This is a genomic window from Branchiibius hedensis, from assembly GCF_900108585.1.
GTDB classification, from domain to species: Bacteria; Actinomycetota; Actinomycetes; order Actinomycetales; family Dermatophilaceae; genus Branchiibius; species Branchiibius hedensis.
This window is the reverse complement of the sequence record NZ_UESZ01000001.1, coordinates 3,692,176-3,714,369: the sequence shown is the minus strand read 5'-3', so window position 1 is coordinate 3,714,369 and position 22,194 is coordinate 3,692,176. Positions and strand designations below refer to the sequence as shown.

The window sequence follows — 22,194 nt, the reverse complement described above, 5'->3', positions numbered from 1 at the left end:
AGCTAAGGGAGCTACGCATGTCAACAGCCGAACCCGAGTACGAGAATCTCGAACTCAAGAACGCCCACCTCGACCGCAGCAAGCCCTATCCGCTGGACGGAATCCTCGTGGTCGACCTGACCCGGGTGCTATCCGGACCCACCTGCGCCCGGATGCTGGCCGACGGTGGCGCCCGGGTGATCCACGTCGAACGACCGCCCAAAGGCGACGACACCCGTGCGATGGGTCCCTACCTGCCGGACGGTTCGAGCGAGTACTTCCGGCTCGCCAACGTGGGCAAGGAGTCCATCGCCCTGGACTTCACCGACGCCGACGACTTCGCCTTTCTGAAGAAGCTCATCAGCCAGGCCGACGTGGTCGTCGAGAACTTCCGCCCGGGGGTGATGGCCAAACTGGGCATCGACCCCGTTGACCTGGTCAAGGAGCACCCCCGGTTGATCGTGGCCTCGATCTCGGGCTTCGGTCAGTACGGCCCGATGCACCAGCAGGCGGCGTACGACACCATCATCCAGGCGCTGTCGGGAGTGATGGCCTCGACTGGCTTCCCGGACGGCCCTGCGACCCGCGTGGGGACGTCGCTGTCCGACATCGCTGCAGGAATCTTCGGTTACTGCGGCATCGTCACCGCTCTGGTCGCCCGCGAGCGCACCGGCAAGGGCAGCACCGTCGACATCGCCATGCTCGACTCCACCTTCGCATTGCTCGAGCATGGGCTGATGGACGCGCTCGGCGTGCACGAGCGCCCGGAACGGATCGGCAACCGCCACCCGTTCATGTATCCCTTCGACACGTTCGAGTGCTCCGACCAGCCGCTGGCTGTCTGCGTCGGCAACAACCACCTCTGGCAGCTCTTCTCCGAGGCGCTGGGCCACCCCGAGTGGCCGACCCAGGAGGGCTTCGTCGAGAACTCCGACCGCGCGACCAACTGGGCCCAGGTGAAGGCCGCGATCGAGTCGGTGACCACGACCGATGTCGCGGAGACGTGGCGCGCGAAGTTGGAGGCGGCCGGGGTTCCCGTCGGCATCGTGCTGAACGTCGACGACACGCGGCGGCTTCCGCAGATCATCGAGCGCGGAATGGTCAAGGTCGTGGACGGCCAGGAGGTCCCGGGAAGTCCGATGAAGTACAGCACCTGGAATTCCTATGGTGCCCAACATGATGCGCCGGTCTACAACGCGAACGGCGACAGTATCCGAGCCGAGTTCGATTCGTAACGAAGGGATCCATCATGTCGACAGTCGAAGAGGTCGAGGACCGCTCAGAGGCCGGTCCCCATCCGTTCACCGAATGGCCCTGGGTGGGCGCAGCCATGGCCTTCGTGGCCGGCAGCTGCAACGCCTGGACGCTTTTCAACGCCTCCACGTTCGCCACGGTCCAGTCGGGCAACGTGGCCTCCAGCGGCATCTTCCTGGCCGACGGGAACTGGCCGAAGTTCTGGTTCGCGTGGTGCTCGGTCCTGTCGTTCGGACTGGGATCGCTGATCTGCGGCATCCTGATGACCAAGTTCAAGGACCGGGGCCGGAGCTTCTCGGTCGCCGTCCTGCTGTCCGAGGCGGTGATCCTGCTGATCCTCGCCCTGGTGGTGATCGTCTCGGATGCATCCAACAACCACGACACCGTCGGGCTGTTCGGTCAGCAGACGTCCTGGCACGGGCACTACATCGCGCTCGGCATCTCCTTCGTGGCCGGCGCCCAAGGCAACGCATTCCACAAGGTGCACGGGATGCTCTACGGCAACGTCGCGGTGACCTTCGTTGTGCAGATGGCCTTCAACTTCCTGATCCAGGCCAGGTTCAAGCGGGACGGCATCCACGGTGAGCCGAACATCATGTGGTCGGGGATCTTCTTCTTCGTCCTCTTCGGTTTCGCATCGGGCGGGTTCGTCGGATCCCTTCTGGTGCATTGGCTCGGCGGGTCCGGATCGAAGTCCGGCTGGGAACTCCTCCTGCCGATCGTGGTCCTGATCGGACTGGCCGGCATGGCTGCCTCGCAGCGGACGAACGCCGACCCCAGCCCCGGCGGCAGCTTCGCCTGAGCTCGGTACCTTCGCCACATCTCGTCCCCCGGTCGATCCTGACCGGGGGACGAGATGTCGTGGCAGCCACACGCAAATCTCAATCAATTGGCGGCAGTTATGGTGAAGCCGAACGACCCGTTCGGGAGTAGGCAAGGAGTGGCGTGATGCCTCAAGGGATCCGAGTATTGCCCCGACCCGACTCGGTCGGACCGGCGCTGGGTCTGCCCGGACCAGACTCGCGGACCCTGTCGTACGACGAGTTGAGGAGTCAGATCGCCACGACCAGTGCGGCGCTGATCACCAGCGGCGTGCCCGAGGGCAGCGTCATCGGACTGGGGATCGCCAACCGTCTCGAATTCGTACTGGGTCTGCTGGGCGCCGCCAACGCGGGCGCGGTGGTGGCCGTCATCGACCCCGGTCTGGCGGTCGATGACATCCGTGCCCGGCTGCACGACGCGGGAGCGGTCGCCTGGCTCACGACGTCCGACGGCCCCGAGGTCGACACCCTCCCCCGCTGGTGATCGATGCGACGGGATCCGGTGAACCCACGATCGCCGGCACGGTGGACGCGGCCGCAGCGCACGAGTCCGTGCCGTTGCCCGACGACACGCAACTGATCATGTTCACGTCCGGGACCACCGGGCGCGCCAAGGCCGTGCCGCTGACGGCAGCCAACGTGCAGGCCTCGATCGACGGCATCGCGACCACCCTCGAGCTGGGCCCCACCGACCGGACCCTCGCGGTCATGCCGCTCTTCCACGGCCACGGGCTGTTCACCACCTTGTTGGCCACCTTGGCCACTGGTGGCCTGGTCCAGCTGCCCGCGAAGTACCGCTTCTCCGCGAGCACGTTCTGGCCGCAGATGCAGCAGGCCGGCGCGACGTGGTTCACGGCCGTCCCGACCATGCACCAGATCCTGTTGATGAGAGCGCAGGAGGAGTTCCCGGGCGCTTCGGTGGTGCCCCTGCGTTTCATCCGCAGCTGCAGCGCGCCGCTGGCTGCCCCTGTGGCGACCGAACTGGAGACCACCTTCGGCGCGCCCGTCGTCTCCGCGTACGGCATGACCGAGACGGCGCACCAGACCGCCTCGACGACGCTGCCGGATCGTGGACCGCGGGTCCCGCAGTCGGTGGGCAAGCCCGTCGGCGTGACCGTCCGCGTGATCGCCGACGACGGATCCGACCTGCCGCCGGAGACCGACGGTGAGGTAGTACTCAAGGGCGCGACCCTGACCCCCGGCTACCTCGGTGGGGTCGGGTCATCGAGCTTCGAGGACGGCTGGTTCCACACCGGTGACGTCGGCCGACTGGACAAGGACGGCAACCTCTTCATCACCGGCCGGATCAAAGACCTGATCAACCGCGGCGGTGAGAAGATCGCCCCCGCGGCGGTGCAGCAGGTGCTGCTGTCGCACTCCGCCATCGAAGAGGCAGTGGTCTTCGGGCAACCTGACCCGCTCTACGGCGAGACCGTGGCGGCCGCCATCGTGCCGGCCGACGGCGCCGAGATCGACGTGGACGAAATCCGAAGCTTCTGCGCCGCGCACCTGGCCGCGTTCGCCGTGCCAGCGCACATCTTCCTGGTGACCAGCATCCCGCACACGGCCAAAGGGGCGCCGGACCGAACGGCGCTGGCTGAGCAACTGGCGAGCCGGAGCAGCTGAGCTGTCACCCCCGCGTGAGCCTGCTCAGCGCCAGGGCCGCAACCGGTAGATACGGCAGTACGACGATCGCGGGACCGTCCGCGATCAGCGTGGCGACGCTTCGGTCGCCGTCCGTGCCCAGCAGGTGAGTCATCGTGACCTTCGCCCCGCCCATGTTGACCCGCCACTTCCATTGTCTGGCAGCGGTATCCACGGCCAGAACCTCGAACGCCACCTGGATCCCGACCGGCCCGACCACCGTCCCGCGCAGACCCTCAACCAGCCGCCGCGACGAGGCACGCACCTCGCGGATCTGCGGGGACCACGTCTGCCACTGGTCCAGATCGGCGTACCGCTGCCAGCAGTCCTCCACCGTGAGCCGGCCCCGCGCGGCGACGCTTCGTTGCACCACTTCTAAACCACCTGCCAACGCCCGTCGGCGTCCCTGCCCGCGAGGCCACGGCTCGCGAAGGCGTCGAGCCAGCCATGCATCGGCCACCAGCCCCATCGGTCATGGAAGAGGTTGGCGTTGCGCACAATGTCGACCAGGTGGCCGACGGGTGGCGACTGGCTGTCATGCCACTGGTGATGTGCGATCGCTCCGCCCAGCCACACCATCGACCCACCGGCGCGCCCCAGGCGCTGCGCAAAGTCGGTGTCCTCTCCCCCGTATCCGACGTACGCCTCGTCGAAGCCACCGGTAGCACACCAATCACTTTGTCCCAGAGCAAAATTCAGCGACCAGAACCTGGTCAGATCGGGCTCGACCCGCGCCTGGCCCGGGTCAAGCACGGGCCGACCGGCATCGGGAACCGCCATCGCCGACAGGACCTCCGGCGCGGCGATCGGGTAGTCACCCGGACCGTCCAGTCGAGGCAGCCGAGCCGTCGCGCCACACCACACCGCCGGCGACCGGCCGGCGCCATCGCGCGCCCGGACCGACCCGGCATACTGACCGATCAGCGACGGTGTCGGCACACAGTCGACGTCAAGGAACACCAGAACGTCAGCGCCGGCGGCGAGCGCCACCTCGGCCGCCCGATTCCTGGCCGCCGCCAGGGGCAGTCGACCCGGATCGGTCACCAACTCCTCCAGCAGGATCGGTGGGCCGTAGCCCTCGACGTCAGTCAGCGCACGGCGTACCTGCGGATCGCCCATGGCGACCACGACGTGCAGATCGGCGGCGCTGGTACTGGTCAGCAACCCCCGGCGCTGATTACGCAGATGGTCATGGCGGCCGTGAACGATCGTCAGCACGGCGATCACGCCGCCACCTCCCGCAGCACCCGTGCCGCCCCCGCAGCGCCGCTACCGAGCCAGGCTGACCAGCGCCGGCCGCCGAGGTTGGCCGCCTCCGACAACAAGCCCGGCCAGTCCTCATCGCGCGGCCACCGCTGCACCCCGATGGCCAGGCCCAACCGCCGTAACTCCTGGGCAGTGGCTCGTTGCTCACCGTGCGGACGATCGGCGGCCACGACCACCGCCGGGGCGCCCGCGATAGCGAGGTCGGCGATGGCACCCTGCCCGGCGTGGGAGACGACCACCCGGGCCTGCTGCAACTCCTGCCATAGCCGCTCCGCCGGCAGCTCCGTCGCAAAGACCCAGTCCCACCCGGGCATCGCCGTGGTCATCGCGTTTCGTTGCGACACAGACAGATCCGCGCCTCCAGAACCCCACAGCACCACGCCGCGCCGGAGCTCACGCAGACCCGGGTCCGGGTAGCGACCGGCAAACCGGGAGATACCCCCGACGTACGTCGTGCGCTCACCTCGCGCGGCAGACCCCGGGTGCGCCGCGGACGGCCAAGGGGCGATGACGGCGCTGGCCAGGTCGTACCCCAGCCGGTGGACGCGGTCGTTTCGATCACCTGGCATCGCGGTGACCACGACCGGTACGGCCAACAAGCGGAACAGGGCCGCCACCTCGACGGATACGTCCACCAGGACCGCACGCGGTGCCGCAGCGCTGACCCACTGGGCGATTGCGCGTTGCCGGTCCCGGAAGCCGGGGCGCAGCGGCGCGAAGTGCAACGCCCCTCCGGCGTCGGCCTGTGCGGCAGGGTCCCCCGGGTTATCCCCGGGTGAATCATCGGGCGGCAGTTGAAGCCACTGACCGGGCCAGTCGTGCGGCCGCGGCAGCGTGCTCAATCCGGTGACGGGCACGTCCAGTTCGCCGGCGATCTGGAGCGCCCGGGTCACGTGCCCGCCGCCCACGTGGTGAACGTAGAAGCCGATCATGTCACCGACGCCCGCGCCCGTTCGGCGACGATCTGTGCGGGTACGGGCTCGGTGGCCTGCGGCGGCAGCGCCCGCACCTGTCGCGGGGTGAGGCCCAGGAGTGCCAATGCACGGTCGCGGCTGTGCTCCACCGTGACCGGCGCGGTCTCCCGGTGGCCGCTAGCGGCGATGGCGTCGCGCCAGCTGGTCAGCAACCGGACCGGCGAATCGACTCGCACCCGGAAGCGGCACCGGGCGGTGACGTGCTGCGGTGGCGGGCCGGCGTGGACCCGCGGATCAGCACCCAGAGCTCGCAGCGACGCCGCGTCGGCGGTGTCGTCGAACCACACGCCGGCGTCGTTGGCGCCGAGCCAGCTGGGCACGGCCACCAAGATCTGACCCAACGACCACTGACCGACGTCCGCCTCGATCACCACGTCCGGGATGGCATGCACCAGACCGTTGCCGCGGATCAGCGGGTGGGTCAATCTCGTCGCGAGATGGGCGGTTTCGTAGTTCTTCAATGCCACCAGGTCATTGCCTCGGCCGCCCGCGTCGGGCCCGTCGTGCCAGGCCACTGCACCCGGAAGGTGCCGCAGGGTGGCGCCGGCCAACCAACAGCGCTGTGCCAACTCCCAGTCCTCGCCCCCGTAGGCCACAAAGGTCTCGTCGAAACCCCCGACGCGGCAAAGGAATTGACGATCGGCACTCATCACGGCACTGATGACGAAACGGAACGACAGGTCATCGGCGGACCTCAGGTCGTCGGTCTCGTGATAACCCCACTCCAGCCAGTCCGGATCGGTCAACCGCGCTGGCGCCGGACCGTCGCTGAGCAGCCACGCCCGGACCTGCCGTGGCGACCAGTCCGTCAGGTCGACGTGCCGACGAGCGCCCACGACGACGCAGCGCTCCTGGGTTGCGGCGGCCATCTGCTCCAGGTAGTCCGGCGCCGGCACCAGATCCGCGTCGAGGAAGCAGACCACCGCACCGGTCGCCGCCCGCAGTCCGAGGTTGCGGGCCGCGGCCGCCCGGAAGCCGCGGCGGGCCTGGCGCACCACCTGACCGTCGAGCTCACCCCAATCGATGTGCGGTGTGTGCGGGGATCCGTCGTCGGCGACGATCACCTCGAAGCGGTCGGTGCCGAGGGTTTGCTGACGCAAGCCCTCCAACAACCGCTCGAGCCGCGCCGGCGCGTCGTAGTACGGCACCACCACACTCACCAGAGGCCCGCTCACGCCGTTTCCTCTCCTGCCAGTTCTTCTCTTGCCAGTTCTTCGAGTTGCCGTGCCACCTGAGCGCTCGAGGGCCCGATGTGCGCCACGTCCAGCCGGCTCAGCTCCGGCTGGGCAAGGGCCGCCACGACGGCACCCCTCAGCTGGTGTGATCCGGCAACGACGGTCAGCGCCCCGGGTATCCGATCGACCAGCTCATCGACGTACGGCGATGTGATGACGATCGGTCGGCGGCCGGCCGCGAGCCAGGAGTTGATGGATCCGGACGCCGAGATGTGCTGATGCGCCGCGACCGGCACGTCGACCGCCGCGATGGCCCCGGCGAACTCGGCATCGTCCAACCATCCGGTGATGCTCAGGGTCACACCGAGCGCTCGCGCCCGGGCCTGCAGGGTCGCGACCTGGTCTTCGTGCCCGGCGGCCGCAGTTCCCACGTTGACGACCCTGACCGGTAGCCCCGCGACCGCGTCGAGGACCTGTTCCAGGCCCTTACCCGGGTAGAGATACCCGAGCACGCCGACAACCGCCTCGCCGGGCGCCGGGGCGGCGGTTGGCACGGGAGGCAACCCATCGGCGTACGGCGATGGGTCGATGGGCAGCGGGATGACGACGGGACGTACGCCGGGTGCTGCGTCGGTCAGCAAACCCGCCTCGTGCGCGCTGCTGACCACGACGACGTCGGCTTGCGCTGCCACGCGGGCGTATCCGGCCCGGCGCCGCTGCCAAGCGGCACCGTCGCTGGCCTGGGGCAGATCGTGCAGCACCACCACGCGACGCTCCGCCCGCGCCAGCATCCGCTCGAGCGTTGCGGCGGCGTGCAGAGCGTCGGTGCCGAAGATCCGGTCGGTGAACTGCACGATCACCCTGCGCCCGCTCAACACACCCGGATCGAGGGGCTCGGCGCTGGTCTGTAGCCGCCCGGTGCCGGCACCTGCCACCACGGCGCCGTGCCGCACGACGCCGTGGCGGGCCGGACCGATCACCACGTGCACCGGTCGGTCGTTCACGAGGCCACCGAGTACTGTCCGGACCAGCCGACGGCGGCTCGGATTGCCAACTCCAGGGCCTGCGGCTGGGAACGCAGCCAGCTCAGATGCGTCTGCGCCACCTCTTCGTCGTCGACCGGCTCGCCGCCCACAATCCAGTGCGTCCGGGGTGCACCAGCCAGCGCCAACGCGTCAAGGGTCTCGGCCTCCATGGGTGCGTAGACCGACCGCAGGAGTTCCCGGCCGGGGTCGGCGACCTGCTCCGCGGCGCCCAGCCGGTGCAGGATCCGGCGCGCGACGCCCATGAGCACGCTGTTGCCGGGGTGATTGATCGTGTTGGTCGCCCCCGCCCCGGCCGCAGCGAAAAGGTCATCGGCGCGGATGGTCCGCGAACGCGCCTGGCGCACAGCTAGTTCCGCGCGACTGCGGGTGGCCACCTGGCGGATGCCGCGCACGGTCAACCGCGGCTGCGGCAATCCGGCGGCCCGTGCGATCGTCCGGACGTCGTAGTAGGGCACCAACGGTGGATCGCTCACCTCGGCGGATCGCGCGAGCAGGTGATAGGGATGCAGAGCACTCCATCGCAGCACCGGGAACATCACCAGCGCAGCGTCCGTGGGCAACAAGGCATGCACCTGCGCTGTGCCGATCGGCAGACCCCGGTAGCCGTCCCGCACGGGCTGAGCAACCAGGGCCCGCGCCGCGCGGTAGGTGCGTTCGAGATATGACAGATCGTCCGCGGTGAGTTCGTGCACCGGCGGGACCCGCACCGTCGCCGCAAGAGCGCCGTCCAACAACACCCTGATCGCCTCGGCCTGGCAGTTGCCATGCACCACGACAAAGTTATCCGGCAGCGGTGTCAGTCGGTAGAACGTGCCGTAGTGCGCAGTCCGCGCATCGGGGGCCACGAGTGCGCTCACCCTCGTCCCGCGATCGTGGTCAGGCTCTGATAGATCCGGCGATGCACCTGCTGGCTGCCCCGATCGGTGCGCTCCCGGTGCCCAGCCCAGGTGGTGGCCGCCGTGACACTCCGTCCGCGGGCGGCTTCAGCCACAGCAGCGGACAAGGCGTGGTGCAGGGAATTGCGGTCCGGGGCGTCACCGTCCCAACAGAAGGTGTGGGCTCCGGACTGTTCGGCCAGGTAGCCGACGTCCCCGACGACCGGCACCACCCCGAGGTCACGACATTCCTCCAACCATCCGGAGTGGGTTCCCCACCGGTGGGGCAGTACCGACACCTGCAAACCGCGCAGGTAGTCCCACAGCTCGCGGTCGGTGAACCGCTCGTGCCACACGACCCCGACGCCATCGTGGGCGGCGACCCGATCCAGCATTTCCAGGGTGGGCGCGTCGTACCGCGGGAACGTCACGTCACGCAGCTCCGGGTGGGCGTGAATGGTCAGCTCCACAGGCTGTCCGCTCGCCCTCAGCCGCCCGACGACGTCCGCCACCGCTGGCACGCACGCGCGAGCGACATTGGCGCGCAAGCTCTTCAGATGGATGCCTACCCGGATGCGTTCAGGGGCGGTGCGAGCAGCTGCCTGGATCATGGCCAGCGGAACCATCCGGGGATGCGGCACCACCCAGGCCTCGCGGCCGAACTCCCAACGGATCTGTCGGGCCGCGCCGGGCGTCAGGGTCAGGACGGCGTCCGCGGCAGGGAGGATGGCGCCCAACTGCTGCCGGTAGCGACGTTGGTCCTGCGCGTGCGGCAGCTGGAGGTCGTGGACGGTGAGCACCAGCGGGACCTGCAAATCACGCAGGGTTGCCACCCACTCGGCAAGCTCCTGCGGGGAGCGACCCTCGAAACCGAAGTGCACGTGGACCACATCGAACTCATCCCGGTGCGCGCGCAGCCACTGTGGGGTCAACGCGGGCGAGGGTGACCATTGGTCTTCATCGCCACCACGATCGGCGCGCAGCCGCGCAGCGCGATCGGTGATGGCAAAACGGACGTACCGATGCTCTCCCGGGATCATCACGACGCGCGGGAGCTGGCCGCGATCAGGCCGAATAGGTGTGCGCTCCAGCAGACGCAAAGTCACTGCCTCCCAACAGAATCCGCCGATAGATACGCAGATAGTCGGTACTCATCCGCTGCACGGAGAAGTAGCGCTCGGCCCGGTGCCGGATTCGGATCCGGGACAGGGTCCGCGCCTCGGACACCGCCCTGGCTGCCGCTGAGAGGTCCTCAGCGGGAACCGCGATGCCGCCCTCGGATCCGAGGATCTCGGGCAGCCCGCCTCGAGCGAACGCCACCACCGGGGTGCCGCACGCCATGGCTTCGGCCGCCACCAGCCCGAACGGCTCGTCCCACACCGGGGTCACGAGCGCGGCGGCGCAGCGACCGACCAACTCAGCAAGCTCCTCCTCGGCGAGATGACCCGCGTACCGGATCGGGCCGCCCAGGAGCGGCATCACCTGCTCGGTGAAGTAGCGCCGGTCACTGATCGGACCGGCGAGGTGCAGCGCCCGACCCGCACGACGAGCGATCTCCACGGCCAGATGTGGCGCCTTCTCCGGGACCATCCGCCCGGACCACACCAGGTCGTCACCGCCGGGACCCGGTCGCCACACGTTGGTGTCGACGCCGTTGTGAACCACGTCGGCGCTGACGGCGTGCTGCCAAGAACTTGCCGTGAAACCACTTACTGCGCAGGCGTGTTGGCCCATCGTGGGGGCCAGTTGGAAGGCGGACTCCATCCACGCGATCGGTGGGGTGTGCAACGTGGTCAGCATGGGTACGTCGAGCAGCCCGCTCAGCGCGATCGGCAGGTAATGCAGGCTGTGGTTGTGCACGATGTCGAACGGTTCGGAGCGTTGTAACCGCAGCATCAACTGCAGGTACGCATGATGAACGACAACATGGTCGCCGCTGCCCATCGATTCCACCGAGCGCGATTCCGGCTGCGGGGCAACGGGATTGATGACCGTGACCGACGGCCCACAGCGGGTACCCGGTGCAGCAAAGACCGTGACGTCGTGTCCGTCCGCCGCCAACTGGTCGGCCAGGTGCCAGGTCGCACTCTCCAACCCGCCAGCGAACGGAGCACCGAGCGCGAAGCGCGTGTGACCGATCAGCAGGATGCGCACTCACACCTCCGACCCGTCGATAACAAGCCGACCGTCGGCCCTCTGGCAAGTTACCCAGCCAAAGACCCGATCAGGGATCGATAAGCCGCCAGCGCATCCTTTGGCATATCACCCGCACGGGTGAGTTGGTCCAGGCAGCGCAGCGCCAGGCCGACCGACCGGTAGACGCCATGGGCAATGAGGGCAAGGGAATTCAGCTGGTGCACGCTCCACTCAGGCATCGTGGTGAGGTCTCGGACGTAGAGCAGGTCCGCCTCGACCAGTTGCCGTGCGTCCGCCTCCCAGGGGTCAGCCCACTGGGTCGGGGCCAGCGGCCAGGTCCGAACACTGACGAAGGCAGCGGGTCGCATGCCCAATCCGCGCAGCACGCGATCAACGTCGCCGAACGTCGGGGCACCCTCGTAGAGACGGTGGAACCCGACCTCTGTCTGCACCGCCACGCAGTCGCGCAGGCGTTCCTGGCCCCCGTCAAGCACCGCCAGCTCTCCGCCCTGCAGGTCCATCTTGAGCAGGTCCACCCCGTCGATCTCGGCGATGTCGTCCAGTCGCGCGGTCGGGACCGGCTGCCGGTCGACCACCTGCGCCAGGCGGGGGAAGTCGGTGAGCAGGTCCAGTTGGCGGGGATCGGGTTCGAAGAGACTGCTGAAGCCGTCGGAGGCGCAGATCCGCAGCTCGTGACTGGCGCCGTCGCCCACGGCGTACGGCAGATAGGTCTCCTGGGGCCCGGCCAATTCGTGCAGCCGCGCCAGGGCATCGCGTTGCGGTTCGAAGCCGACCACGCGCCCGAGTCCGGTGGCCAGCAGGGTCGCGTACTGCGGCCGGTCGTCGATCGGATTGGCGCCGATGTCCACGATCCGCACCGGGTCCGGATCGGTCAGCAGGCCAGCCAGGGTCCGCAGGCTGTCGGCGTCACTGGCGGTGCGGTGCTCCTCCAACGCCGGCCGCGGTCGGTCCGTCACGCGACACCGTCTTCCGACCCGCGCAACGCCATCCAGCCGCCCACGATCCAGTCCGCGCCCCACAGCGAGCCGATGACCTGCCCATCGAGGTACTCCCGCAACAGGGTGACCCGCGCCTGACCGTCCAACCGAGCGATCTTGGCGTCGGACGATATCTGGGACAGGTACGGCGCGTGGTCGTCCACCAGCCAGATCGAGCGACCTGTGCGGGATCGGATCGCGACCTCGAGCGACGGCAGCTGAGGGCCCAGGTCCGAACCGAAGACGACCGGGACTGCTCCGTCCATCGGTCGTAAGCGTTGCACGACTCCGACCGCATCGGCCTGTCCCACAACGACTTCCAACGCCATCGCCCGGTCGACGGACTCGTGGATCCGATCCCAGCGTTCGGCGTCGTCCGGCGGACAGTGCGCGATCAGCCAGTCCCGCAGCCGGGGATCGGCGAGCCGCTGCGGCGCCGGATCGAAGCATCGGCGGCGTACGACACGGTGCGGTGAGAGCAGTGATCCGCCAGCCGGCTGCCCCACCAGGTCGGTGACCACTTCCACCCCGGCGCGAGCGTGCACGTTCAGCAGGTCCAGATCCATCGGTGCCCGCTCGGCGTAGGCGGCGAGCACGTTGAGCATCCGCCAGCCCGGCTCCGGGTCGTTGGCCTCGCGCGGCAACAGCCGGGTGTCCAGCAGGAGCGTCCGGTGATCGCGCACGAACTCGATGAAGAGCTGTTGGGCGCGCGCGTCCGGGCCGAGTCGGCCGCCGACGGAGGCGTAGTAATGCGCGAGTTCGTCACGACCCCGCCGTTGCAGCAGTGTGTAATGAACCGCGCGGAACAACTCGTCCACATCGACTGGGTCCTCTACCGGCCAGCCACGGGCGGCGAGGGACTCGAAGGCTTCGCGCTCGGCGTACGAGCCCTGCGCAATCCCCCGGCACAGCGCACGGTAGAGCGCACTGGTGGGGTAGTCCGGCGTCGCGGCAGCGAACGCCCGCAGGGTCGCGGACGCGTCGTACCAACCGGTCATCCACCCAGCCTACGGTGGCAGGATGTGAGCGTGATCTCATCGAACCAAGCCCTGTCCGATCTGCTCGGTGTCGACGACCAGTTGACCGAGTCCGAGCGTGACTTGATCGCTCTCGTACGCCGATTCGCGGACGACCGCCTGCGACCGCACCTGGCGCAGTGGTTCGAGGAGGGGACCGTTCCCGCGCGCGATCTGGCCAAGGAACTCGGTGCGCTGGGGCTGCTCGGCATGCACCTGGAAGGGTATGGCTGCGCGGGATCGACGGCCACCGAGTACGGCCTGGCCTGCCTGGAGATGGAGGCTGCCGACTCCGGTCTGCGCAGTCTGGTGTCGGTGCAGGGATCGTTGGCGATGAAGGCGATTCACGCGTTCGGCAGTGAGGAGCAGAAACAGGAGTGGCTGCCGCGGATGGCGGCGGGAGAGGCGCTCGGCTGTTTCGGTCTGACCGAGCCGGACTTCGGCTCCGACCCCGGCGGTATGCGCACTCGGGCCACCCGCGACGGCGACGACTGGATCCTCAACGGGTCGAAGATGTGGATCACCAACGGGTCGGTCGCCGACGTGGCCGTTGTGTGGGCGCAGACCGACGACAAGATCCGCGGCTTCGTGGTCCCCACGGACACAAAGGGTTTCGAGGCTCACCCGATCAAGCACAAGATGTCCCTGCGGGCGTCGGTGACCGCGGAGCTGTCGTTCAGTGACCTGCGGCTGCCGGCGGATGCGGTCCTGCCCGAGGTGAAGGGTTTGCGTGGCCCGCTGACCTGTCTGTCCGAAGCGCGGTTCGGGATCGTCTTCGGCTCGATCGGCGCGGCCCGCGACTGTTTGGAGACGGCGATCGACTACGCCCAGACGCGGATCGTCTTCGACAAGTCTCTTGCGAGTTACCAACTGACACAGGCGAAGCTGGCCGACATGGCCGTCGAATTGCAGAAGGGGATCCTGCTCGCGCTGCACCTTGGCCGGGCCAAGGACAACGGCGGTGTCAGCAATGAGCAGGTCAGCGTGGGCAAGCTGAACAACACCCGCGAGGCCATCCAGATCGCCCGCACCTGTCGCACGATCCTGGCCGCCAACGGCATCACGCTGGACTACCCGGTGATCCGGCACGAGAACAACCTGGAGTCCGTGCTGACCTACGAAGGCACGCCCGAGGTGCACCAGCTGATCATCGGCCAGGCGTTGACCGGAGCGAACGCCTTCCGCTGATGACCTCGTAGGGTTGGAGCATGTTCAAGGTCATGCTCTTCCTGCACCTGCTGACGGCCATCTTCGCGATCGGCCCGCTCGTCCACGCGGTCACCACCGCGTCCCGAGGGTTGCGCCGCTCCGACCCGGAAGCGATCGCCGCGTCCTCGCGCATGACCAAGATCTACGCCGGTGCGTCGATCCTGACCGTGATCTTCGGCTTCGGCCTGATGTCGTCGACGTCGCCGTACACCGGCAAGAAGGTTGCGTCGTTCAGTGAGCCGTGGATCTGGATCTCCTTGCTGCTGTGGCTGATTGCTGCAGCGGTCTCGATCGCAGTGGTCGTTCCGGCGCTCGACAAAGCCAGCGACACCTTCGCTCTGACCGGTGGCGAATCTGCTGCCGGCACCGAAACCACGCCTTCCTCAGCAGTCGCCCGAGTGGCTGCCAGTGGCGGCGTGGTCGGAATCTTGATGGCCGTGGTGGTCGCACTGATGGTCTGGCAACCAGGTCACTGAACAACCACCACCACCGACCTTTGAACCGGTAGTCACGCCGATCCGACGATCGGCGTGGCTACCGCTTCATAGTTGGGCAGGGAACGACCCGCCCGCTCAGGCGCGCGCAGCCAGGATGTGCTCGGCGATCTGCACGGTGTTCAGTGCCGCGCCCTTGCGCAGGTTGTCGTTGCTGACGAAGAGCACCAGCCCCTTGCCGTCCGCGACCGCCTGGTCCTGACGGATCCGTCCGACGTACGACGGGTCGGCGCCTGCCGCTTCCAGCGGAGTGGGCACGTCGACGACTTCCACTCCTGTTGCAGCGATGAGGATCTCGGTCGCACGCTCCGGCGAGATCGGTGAGGAGAACTCGGCGTGGATCGACAGCGAGTGGCCGCTGAAGACCGGCACCCGCACGCAGGTCCCGGAGACCAGCAAATCCGGCAGTCCGAGGATCTTGCGCGACTCGTTGCGCAGCTTCTGCTCCTCGTCAGTTTCGCCGGAGCCGTCCTCGACGATCGAACCGGCGAGCGCCAGCACGTTGAAGGCGATCGGCGCGACGTACTTCTTGGCCGGTCCGAGATCAACGGCTGACCCGTCGTACGTCAATCCTTCGAGGTTGCCCGCCACACCCTGGCGGACCTGACCGGCCAACTCCTCGACCCCGGCCAACCCGGAGCCGGACACGGCCTGGTAGCTGGAGATGAACAGGCGCACCAGCCCGGCCTCGTCGGCCAGCGGCTTCAGCACCGGCATCGCGGCCATGGTGGTGCAATTCGGGTTGGCGATGATGCCCTTGGGCGGGTCCGCGATCTCGGCGGCGTTGACCTCGGTGACCACCAGCGGCACTTCGGGATCCTTGCGCCACGCAGAGGAGTTGTCGATCACGGTGACGCCGGCAGCGGCGAACCGGGGCGCTTGCGCCAGCGATGTCGCCCCGCCGGCGGAGAAGATCGCGATGTCCAGACCACTCGGGTCGGCAGTCGCGGCATCTTCGACGACCAGCCGGTTCGAGCCGAACTCGATCTCGCGGCCGGCCGAACGCGCCGACGCGAACAACCGCAGTGAGGCCAGCGGGAAGTCGCGGTCCTGCAGCAGCTGCAGCACCACCCCGCCCACCTGACCGGTGGCGCCGACGACGCCGACGTGCAGACCGTTCTCGTCTCCCAGGCTCATCGCCCGCTCCCTCCGTAGACGACGGCTTCTCCGTCAGTGGAGTCCAGCCCGAAGGCGGAGTGCACTGCGCGGACGGCGTCGTCGAGTTGGTCATCACGCGTCACGACGGACACGCGGATCTCCGAGGAGGAGATCATTTCGATGTTGATGCCGGCGTCGGCGAGCGCCTGGAAGAGCGTCGCGGAGACACCGGGGTGGCTGCGCATCCCCGAACCGATCAGCGACAGCTTGCCGACCTGGTCATCGAATTGCAGTGTGTCGAAACCGATTTCGTCACGGTGCGCCTGCAGCGCCTGCACGGCGAGCTGCCCGTCGGTCTTCGGCAACGTGAAGGAGATGTCAGTGCGGTTGGTGTCCAGCGCGGACACGTTCTGCACGATCATGTCGACGTTGATCTGCTCCTGGGCGATGATCTGGAAGACCTGGGCGGCCTTGCCCGGCTCATCCTTCAAACCAACCATGGTGATCTTGGCTTCGCTGCGGTCGTGTGCGACACCGGCGATGATCGGGTCTTCCACTCCAGATTCTCCTTCGTTGTCGATGACCCAGGTGCCTTCGTGGTGGCTGAACGAGCTGCGTACGTGGATCGGCACGCCGAACCGGCGGGCGTACTCCACACAACGCAGCATCAGCACCTTGGCTCCCGAGGCCGCCATCTCCTGCATCTCCTCGTTGGTGATGCGATCGATCTTGTGAGCGGTGGGCACGATGCGCGGGTCGGCGGTGAAGATGCCGTCGACGTCGGTGTAGATCTCGCAGACGTCGGCCTTCAGCGCCGCGGCCAGCGCGACGGCGGTGGTGTCGGAGCCGCCACGACCCAGCGTGGTGATCTCCTTGGTGTTCTGGCTGACGCCCTGGAAGCCCGCGACGATGACGATGTCGCCGGCGTCGAGCGCCTCGACGATCCGGCCGGGGGTGACGTCGATGATCCGCGCCTTGCCGTGCACATCCTCGGTGATCACACCGGCCTGCGACCCGGTGAAGGAGCGCGCGCGGTCGCCCAGGTTGGCGATCGCCATCGCCACCAGCGCCATCGAGATCCGCTCGCCGGCGGTCAGCAGCATGTCGAGTTCGCGCTCCGGCGGCGCCGGGGAGACGGCATCGGCGAGATCGAGAAGGTCGTCGGTGGTGTCACCCATGGCCGAGACCACGACGCACACCTGGTTGCCCGCTTTGCGGGTGTCGACGATGCGCCGCGCGACACGCTTGATGCTGTCGGCGTCGGACAGGGATGAGCCGCCGTACTTCTGGACAACAAGGCTCACGAGATGGGGCACTTTCGGATCAGGACACGCACGGACACCCCGTGCACCGAAGATTTTACGGCCCTCTGACCAGTGCCTTTTCCGCCGGACCAGATGACGGGACCGGGCGGAAGTCTTACACCTGGATCGCGCGGCGGCCTTCGAATGCCCGTCCCAGGGTCACCTCGTCGGCAAATTCCAGATCGCTGCCCACCGGCAGCCCCGAGGCCGGGCGGCTGACCGTCAGACCCATCCCCTGCACCTGGCGCATCAGGTACGTCGCGGTGGCCTCTCCCGTGATCGTCGGGTTGGTGGCGATGATGAGTTCCGCGACGGGTTCGCTGCCCAGCCGGCGCATCAGCTCCGTCAGATGCAGATCGTTCGGGCCGATGCCGTCGATCGGATTGATCGCGCCGCCGAGCACGTGATACCGCCCCTTGAACTCACCGGTGCGCTCGATCGCCACGATGTCCTTGGGCTCCTCCACCACGCACAGCAGCGTGTCGTCGCGGCGCGGGTCGATGCAGATCCGGCACAGCGGGCCCTCGGCGATGTTGAAGCAGCGCTCGCAGAACCGCACCTCTTTGACGGTGCCGAGCACGTCGATCAGCCGCTGCACATCGGCCGGTTCGGCCTGCAGCAGGTGGAAGGCGATGCGTCCCGCGGACTTCGGGCCGACGCCGGGCAACCGGCCGAGTTCGTCGATCAAGTCCTGCAGAACGCCTTCATACACACCCGCCAGCGTAATGCGCTCAGGTTTCGACCGGGTGCTCGTTGTACTCCGCGACCCGTTCCTGGCTGGTCAGCGCCGCGATGGCGTCCATCACGTCGTCCGTCGCCAGGCGCCGGGCCTTGCCAGCCGGCAGATCGGCGTACGTCGTGTGCGGCGTCTGCGGGGCACCGAACCGGACCGTCACCGGGGCTCGGTGCAGTCGGTTGGAGCCGACGGGCTGGACCTGCGGGGTTCCGATCAGGCCGACCGGCACGATCGGGACCTGCGCGGTGATCGCCAGATATGCGACTCCGGTGTGGCCGCGGTACAGCCGGCCGTCGCGGGACCGGGTGCCTTCGGGGTAGATGCCGAACGCATCGCCGTCCTGCAGGATCTTCAGGCCCACTTCCAGCGACTCGATCGCAGCGCGCGAGTCGTCACGATTGACCGGGACCATGCCCATGCTGGTGAAGAAGACGCGTGACGCGGTCCCTTTGACGCCGGTGCCGGTGAAATAGGCGTCCTTGGCGAGGAAATGCACCTGGCGGGGCGCGGCGAGCGGGATCACGACCGAGTCGATGAACGACAGGTGATTGCTGGCCAGGATGACCCCGCCGCTCGTCGGGACGTTCTCGCGGCCTTCGACCGTGGGTCGCCAGATGGCTTTGATCAGCGGCGCAACAACCGCCCGGGAGGTGAGGTAGAGCATTACGGTCGCCCATCGACCTGTTCGTCGATGATCTTGGCACCCAGCAGGCTCTGCACGACCGGAATCCCCAGTTCACCTTGTACGTCGATGTTTTCGTCGTCGAGGGATTCGATCGGATCGGGATCGGGGACCGGCTCGCCGTCCTTCGCGCCGCGGTCTCGCTGGCGGGCCATCGCTTCGCGAGCTGCAGAGCGGGCCTTGTCAGCGCCGCTGGCGGCACTGGCCCGACGAGCGTCGGCGTCTGTCCCGCCGGGAGCCCACGGGCCAGTGCCAACGTTAGTGGCGGGGACGTCGCTGGCCGGAACCAGATCGGCTTCGCCGGCCGTGTCCTGCGCCCAGTCAGGGGCGGCGGCGGTATTGGCCGACCATTCGGGCGACTGCGGCTGGGCGGGTCGAGCGTCCCTCGCGGGCGGGGCGGGTGAGGTCGAGGGTGCTGGTTGAGCGGGCCGAGTGTCCCGGTCTTGTGGGGGCGGGCTGGTGTCCGTGCGCGAAGCCGGGTCGAGGGTCCCGGTGTCGTCGGGCGCGGTGGTGCCGGGCGCCGCGTGGCCGGCGGTTTCGAAGCGCGCGGTCACGCGGACGTCGGCGCCGAGTTCGTCGCGGATCGCCTGCTGGATCAGCGCCGCGTGCGAACCGCCGTCGAAGCCGCTCGCCAGGCCCTGGTTGCTGATTCCGAGGACGACCGTGCGGCCGTCGAATTCACTGACCCGCGCGTGCTGGGTCACCATCGACCAGGTCACGCGGCGCATTCCCTTGACTCGCTCCACGACATCGGGCCAGGCGCGGCGCACCATGTCCACGGTCACCGCTCCCGGATCCGCGGCCTGTGCGACAGCCGGTTCCGGGGCCTTGGCGGCGGGCGCGGCCGGTTCGGGCGCCACCGCAGGCCGAGGGGGTGCGGCTGCTCGTGCGGACTCGGCCGGTGGCTGCGTGACCGGCGCGGCCGTCGCGGCTGTCGGTGCGGGTGCTTGTGTCGGCGCCGGTGTCGGTGCTGGGCCGGCTGGGACGGTCGCTGCTGGCGTATTCGCCGGGGTCGAAGCGGCGGTGGCTCCGGCCATGTCGAGGCGACGCTCGACGCGATCCAGACGCGCGGCGTACCCCTGCTCCCCGGACACGGCCGGCAGCAGGACGCGAGCGCAGATCAACTCCAGCTGCAGACGAGGACTGGTGGCGCCGGTCATTTCGGTCAGCCCGGTGTTGACCACGTCCGCGGCCCGCGAGAGGGAGGCCGCGCCGTACGCCGCTGCCTGCTCCCGCATCCGCGCCAACTGGTCCTCGGGCACTTCGCGCAACACCTGCGCGGCGTCCTGCGGAGCAGCCGCGACCACGATCAGGTCGCGCAGGCGCTCGAGCAGGTCTTCGACGAAGCGGCGAGGGTCGTGCCCGGACTCGATGACCTTGTCGACCTGGCCGAAGACCGCTCCCCCGTCGCCGGCGATGAACGCGTCGATGGTCGCATCAAGCAGTTCGGAGTCGGTGAAACCCAGCAGGCTCGCCGCCCCGGCGTACGTCAGCCCCTCGGGACCGGACCCGGCGATCAACTGGTCGAGCACGGACAGGGAGTCACGTACCGAGCCGCCGCCGGCGCGGGTCACGAAGGACAGCACGCCGGGCTCGACCGCGATGCCCTCGGCTTCGCAGAGAGCGGCGAGGTACTCGGCCAGCCGCGCGGGCGGCACGAGTCGGAAGGGGTAGTGGTGGGTCCGGGACCGGATGGTGCCGATGACCTTTTCCGGCTCGGTCGTCGCGAAGACGAACTTCACGTGCTCCGGCGGCTCCTCGACGACCTTGAGCAGCGCGTTGAAACCCGCGGAGGTCACCATGTGCGCTTCGTCGATGATGTAGACCTTGTAGCGGCTCTGCGCGGGCCCGAAGGCGGCACGTTCGCGCAGGTCACGGGCATCATCGACGCCACCATGGCTGGCTGCGTCGATCTCGATGACATCGACTGTGCCCGGACCTCCGCGGGCCAGAGCCACACACGATTCGCAGACACCGCAGGGCGTCGGCGTCGGGCCCTGTTCGCAGTTCAGGCAGCGGGCCAGGATCCGGGCGCTGGTGGTCTTGCCGCAGCCGCGCGGACCGCTGAAGAGGTAGGCGTGGTTGACCCGGCCGGTCTCGAGAGCACGCATCAGCGGCACCGTGACGTGCTCCTGGCCGATCACGTCCGCGAAGGTCTCGGGACGGTAGCGGCGGTACAGGGCGATGCTCACCCCGCCAATCTAGTAGCGGTCACCGACAGGCTGGGAGCGCGGACGTGAAGATCCCTCACGCACCTGGAAGAGCTCACCTGCCCTTGCTGCATTCCTGCCCTGGGGGAGTTCAGTGAGGTACCACCGCGTGAGGGACCACTTGCAGAGTAATGCTCGGGGTGACGCGGTTCCAACTCCACCGCCGATTCGGCGCATCGCCCCGCGACGGGTAGCATCGTGCGTCGCCTGGAGGATTCGCATAGTGGCCTAGTGCGCACGCTTGGAAAGCGTGTTGAGTGAAAGCTCTCGGGGGTTCGAATCCCCCATCCTCCGCCAACGCTCAGAGGACCAGACACGTCTTTCCGTCTGGTCCTCTGAGCGTTTCTCGGGCGCTGTGGATTCGGGAGGAGCGACGGTTCCTCCATCCTGCGCCCATGCAACGAACTGCAACTCTTCTGCCGCGTCGTCACCGCTCCTAGCGTGAAACTCCCAGATCACTCAATGAGGAGTTCGTCATGACTGTCGCTCACGTCACCGGTGCCGCACGAGGAATCGGTCAAGCCATCGCCTTCCGCCTGGCCGAGGACGGCCACGATGTTGCCGTCTCCGACCTCGCTTCCATGAGTGAGGAACTCGAAGCGACCCGCGCCAAGATCGAATCGACCGGCGTGCGGTCGATCGCGCTGACCGGGGACGTCTCCGAGCACGACTCAGTGCGATCTCTCGTGAGCGACACTGCCGCACAGTTGGGTTCGCTGGATGTCATGGTCGCGAACGCCGGCATCGCGCAGACCAAAGCGCTGCTCGATGTCACGCCCGAGGAGTTCGACAAGGTGCTGGCGGTCAATGCTCGCGGAGCGTTCCTGTGTTACACCGAGGCGGCGCGGCAGATGATCGAGCAAGGTTCGGGCGGCAAAATCATCGGCGCCGCATCCATCGCCGCCCACAAGGGCTTTCCGCTGCTCGGGGTCTACTGCTCCTCGAAGTTCGCGTTGCGCGCTCTGACTCAGGCCGCCGCACAGGAGTGGGCACCGCACAAGATCACCGTCAACGCCTACTGCCCCGGGATCGTCGACACCACTATGTGGGAGGAAATCGATCACGACCTGGGTGAGATCAACCAGGTGGGTAAGGGCGAGTCCATGAAGGCGATGGCCGCCGGCATCACCCTCGGTCGGGTCTCGACCGGAGACGACGTCGCGAAACTCGTCTCGTTCCTGGCCGGGCCCGACTCGGACTACATCACCGGTCAGTCAATTCTTGTGGATGGCGGCATGATCTTCGTCTGAGCAGCCCAGCACAACGTACGGCGTTCG

Annotated in this window: 22 protein-coding genes, 1 tRNA gene and 1 other RNA gene; 8 read left to right on the top strand and 16 right to left on the bottom strand. The window is 68.1% G+C overall.

Annotation, left to right across the window (positions count from 1 at the left end; translation table 11 throughout):
* Window positions 1-17: 17 nt before the first annotated feature.
* The 4 genes from DR843_RS18110 to DR843_RS18095 all read left to right on the top strand — a co-directional run bounded on the left by DR843_RS18110 (window position 18) and on the right by DR843_RS18095 (window position 3,680).
* Window positions 18-1,214 (top strand): CaiB/BaiF CoA transferase family protein, encoded by a 1,197-nt coding sequence (locus DR843_RS18110; protein WP_109688103.1) that lies wholly within the window; start codon window positions 18-20, stop codon window positions 1,212-1,214.
* A 14-nt stretch (window positions 1,215-1,228) separates the two neighbouring features.
* A complete protein-coding gene (locus DR843_RS18105; RefSeq protein ID WP_109688101.1) occupies window positions 1,229-2,035 on the top strand; it encodes a YoaK family protein in 807 nt (268 codons plus the stop codon).
* 146 nt (window positions 2,036-2,181) lie between these two features.
* Window positions 2,182-2,538: an AMP-binding protein gene (locus tag DR843_RS18100; RefSeq protein WP_109688098.1), complete on the top strand. Its 357-nt coding sequence runs from the start codon at window positions 2,182-2,184 to the stop codon at window positions 2,536-2,538.
* Window positions 2,535-3,680 carry an AMP-binding protein gene (locus tag DR843_RS18095; RefSeq protein ID WP_109688096.1) on the top strand — a complete coding sequence of 382 codons (1,146 nt, stop codon included), beginning with the start codon at window positions 2,535-2,537 and terminating at the stop codon, window positions 3,678-3,680. The genes DR843_RS18100 and DR843_RS18095 overlap by 4 nt, the downstream gene beginning before the upstream one ends.
* Before the next feature lie 4 nt (window positions 3,681-3,684).
* On the opposite strand, the gene DR843_RS18090 is transcribed toward DR843_RS18095, so the two are convergent.
* From DR843_RS18090 to DR843_RS18050, 10 genes are read right to left on the bottom strand one after another with little or no spacing between them, the layout of a single operon-like run.
* Window positions 3,685-4,071, bottom strand: a complete 387-nt coding sequence (locus tag DR843_RS18090) for an SRPBCC family protein (RefSeq protein WP_170119923.1) — start codon at window positions 4,069-4,071, stop codon at window positions 3,685-3,687.
* Window positions 4,072-4,073: 2 nt separating this feature from the next.
* Window positions 4,074-4,925, bottom strand: coding sequence for a glycosyltransferase family 2 protein (locus DR843_RS18085; protein WP_109688092.1), 852 nt, complete (start codon window positions 4,923-4,925; stop codon window positions 4,074-4,076).
* The gene (locus DR843_RS18080) at window positions 4,922-5,872 is read right to left on the bottom strand and encodes a glycosyltransferase (RefSeq protein ID WP_211310282.1); all 951 of its coding nucleotides are present in this window, start codon (window positions 5,870-5,872) and stop codon (window positions 4,922-4,924) included. Before DR843_RS18080 ends, DR843_RS18085 begins: the two co-directional genes overlap by 4 nt.
* A 20-nt stretch (window positions 5,873-5,892) precedes the next feature.
* Window positions 5,893-7,113: a glycosyltransferase family 2 protein gene (locus DR843_RS18075; RefSeq protein ID WP_170119922.1), complete on the bottom strand. Its 1,221-nt coding sequence runs from the start codon at window positions 7,111-7,113 to the stop codon at window positions 5,893-5,895.
* Window positions 7,110-8,117 (bottom strand): glycosyltransferase family protein, encoded by a 1,008-nt coding sequence (locus tag DR843_RS20180; protein ID WP_170119921.1) that lies wholly within the window; start codon window positions 8,115-8,117, stop codon window positions 7,110-7,112. Before DR843_RS20180 ends, DR843_RS18075 begins: the two co-directional genes overlap by 4 nt.
* Window positions 8,114-9,016 carry a WcbI family polysaccharide biosynthesis putative acetyltransferase gene (locus DR843_RS18070; protein ID WP_109688086.1) on the bottom strand — a complete coding sequence of 301 codons (903 nt, stop codon included), beginning with the start codon at window positions 9,014-9,016 and terminating at the stop codon, window positions 8,114-8,116. The genes DR843_RS20180 and DR843_RS18070 overlap by 4 nt, the downstream gene beginning before the upstream one ends.
* Window positions 9,013-10,140 (bottom strand): glycosyltransferase, encoded by a 1,128-nt coding sequence (locus tag DR843_RS18065; protein WP_146202625.1) that lies wholly within the window; start codon window positions 10,138-10,140, stop codon window positions 9,013-9,015. The genes DR843_RS18070 and DR843_RS18065 overlap by 4 nt, the downstream gene beginning before the upstream one ends.
* Window positions 10,100-11,188, bottom strand: coding sequence for a glycosyltransferase family 4 protein (locus DR843_RS18060; protein WP_109688082.1), 1,089 nt, complete (start codon window positions 11,186-11,188; stop codon window positions 10,100-10,102). The genes DR843_RS18065 and DR843_RS18060 overlap by 41 nt, the downstream gene beginning before the upstream one ends.
* Window positions 11,189-11,238: 50 nt before the next feature.
* Window positions 11,239-12,147: an FkbM family methyltransferase gene (locus tag DR843_RS18055; protein WP_109688080.1), complete on the bottom strand. Its 909-nt coding sequence runs from the start codon at window positions 12,145-12,147 to the stop codon at window positions 11,239-11,241.
* Entirely contained in the window at window positions 12,144-13,166 is a 1,023-nt protein-coding gene (locus tag DR843_RS18050; RefSeq protein WP_109688078.1) for a DUF2332 family protein, read from the bottom strand. Before DR843_RS18050 ends, DR843_RS18055 begins: the two co-directional genes overlap by 4 nt.
* 30 nt (window positions 13,167-13,196) lie before the next feature.
* On the opposite strand from DR843_RS18050, the gene DR843_RS18045 reads away from it, so the two are divergent.
* On the top strand, window positions 13,197-14,372 hold the full coding sequence (locus DR843_RS18045) for an acyl-CoA dehydrogenase family protein (RefSeq protein WP_245934189.1): 1,176 nt from the start codon (window positions 13,197-13,199) through the stop codon (window positions 14,370-14,372).
* 20 nt (window positions 14,373-14,392) lie between these two features.
* Window positions 14,393-14,869: a DUF2269 family protein gene (locus tag DR843_RS18040; protein WP_109688076.1), complete on the top strand. Its 477-nt coding sequence runs from the start codon at window positions 14,393-14,395 to the stop codon at window positions 14,867-14,869.
* Between the two features lie 96 nt (window positions 14,870-14,965).
* Here DR843_RS18040 and DR843_RS18035 read toward each other — a convergent pair whose 3' ends face one another.
* The 6 genes from DR843_RS18035 to ffs form a co-directional block, all read right to left on the bottom strand.
* Window positions 14,966-16,024, bottom strand: coding sequence for an aspartate-semialdehyde dehydrogenase (locus DR843_RS18035; RefSeq protein ID WP_109688074.1), 1,059 nt, complete (start codon window positions 16,022-16,024; stop codon window positions 14,966-14,968).
* Window positions 16,021-17,289 carry an aspartate kinase gene (locus DR843_RS18030; RefSeq protein ID WP_109688072.1) on the bottom strand — a complete coding sequence of 423 codons (1,269 nt, stop codon included), beginning with the start codon at window positions 17,287-17,289 and terminating at the stop codon, window positions 16,021-16,023. Before DR843_RS18030 ends, DR843_RS18035 begins: the two co-directional genes overlap by 4 nt.
* Before the next feature lie 115 nt (window positions 17,290-17,404).
* The gene (gene recR / locus DR843_RS18025) at window positions 17,405-18,001 is read right to left on the bottom strand and encodes a recombination mediator RecR (RefSeq protein WP_109688070.1); all 597 of its coding nucleotides are present in this window, start codon (window positions 17,999-18,001) and stop codon (window positions 17,405-17,407) included.
* A 19-nt stretch (window positions 18,002-18,020) separates the two neighbouring features.
* The gene (locus DR843_RS18020; protein WP_109688068.1) at window positions 18,021-18,689 is read right to left on the bottom strand and encodes a lysophospholipid acyltransferase family protein; all 669 of its coding nucleotides are present in this window, start codon (window positions 18,687-18,689) and stop codon (window positions 18,021-18,023) included.
* Window positions 18,689-20,899: a DNA polymerase III subunit gamma and tau gene (locus DR843_RS18015; RefSeq protein ID WP_109688066.1), complete on the bottom strand. Its 2,211-nt coding sequence runs from the start codon at window positions 20,897-20,899 to the stop codon at window positions 18,689-18,691. Before DR843_RS18015 ends, DR843_RS18020 begins: the two co-directional genes overlap by 1 nt.
* A 43-nt stretch (window positions 20,900-20,942) precedes the next feature.
* Window positions 20,943-21,039: signal recognition particle sRNA small type (gene ffs, locus DR843_RS18010), an RNA gene on the bottom strand.
* Between the two features lie 87 nt (window positions 21,040-21,126).
* Between ffs and DR843_RS18005 the strand changes: the two genes are divergently transcribed.
* Both DR843_RS18005 and DR843_RS18000 read left to right on the top strand, forming a co-directional pair.
* Window positions 21,127-21,214: transfer RNA gene (locus tag DR843_RS18005), tRNA-Ser, on the top strand.
* Between the two features lie 179 nt (window positions 21,215-21,393).
* Window positions 21,394-22,167, top strand: coding sequence for an acetoin reductase (locus tag DR843_RS18000; protein ID WP_109688064.1), 774 nt, complete (start codon window positions 21,394-21,396; stop codon window positions 22,165-22,167).
* Window positions 22,168-22,194 lie beyond the last annotated feature (27 nt).

What these genes read in the sequence shown, in the direction of transcription:
- DR843_RS18110 (WP_109688103.1), top strand. Translation starts at nt 18, where the DNA reads ATGTCAACAGCCGAACCCGAGTACGAGAATCTCGAACTCAAGAACGCC.
- DR843_RS18105 (WP_109688101.1), top strand. Translation starts at nt 1,229, where the DNA reads ATGTCGACAGTCGAAGAGGTCGAGGACCGCTCAGAGGCCGGTCCCCAT.
- DR843_RS18100 (WP_109688098.1), top strand. Translation starts at nt 2,182, where the DNA reads ATGCCTCAAGGGATCCGAGTATTGCCCCGACCCGACTCGGTCGGACCG.
- DR843_RS18050 (WP_109688078.1), bottom strand. Translation starts at nt 13,166, where the DNA reads ATGACCGGTTGGTACGACGCGTCCGCGACCCTGCGGGCGTTCGCTGCC.
- DR843_RS18040 (WP_109688076.1), top strand. Translation starts at nt 14,393, where the DNA reads ATGTTCAAGGTCATGCTCTTCCTGCACCTGCTGACGGCCATCTTCGCG.
- DR843_RS18035 (WP_109688074.1), bottom strand. Translation starts at nt 16,024, where the DNA reads ATGAGCCTGGGAGACGAGAACGGTCTGCACGTCGGCGTCGTCGGCGCC.
- DR843_RS18020 (WP_109688068.1), bottom strand. Translation starts at nt 18,689, where the DNA reads ATGCTCTACCTCACCTCCCGGGCGGTTGTTGCGCCGCTGATCAAAGCC.
- DR843_RS18000 (WP_109688064.1), top strand. Translation starts at nt 21,394, where the DNA reads ATGACTGTCGCTCACGTCACCGGTGCCGCACGAGGAATCGGTCAAGCC.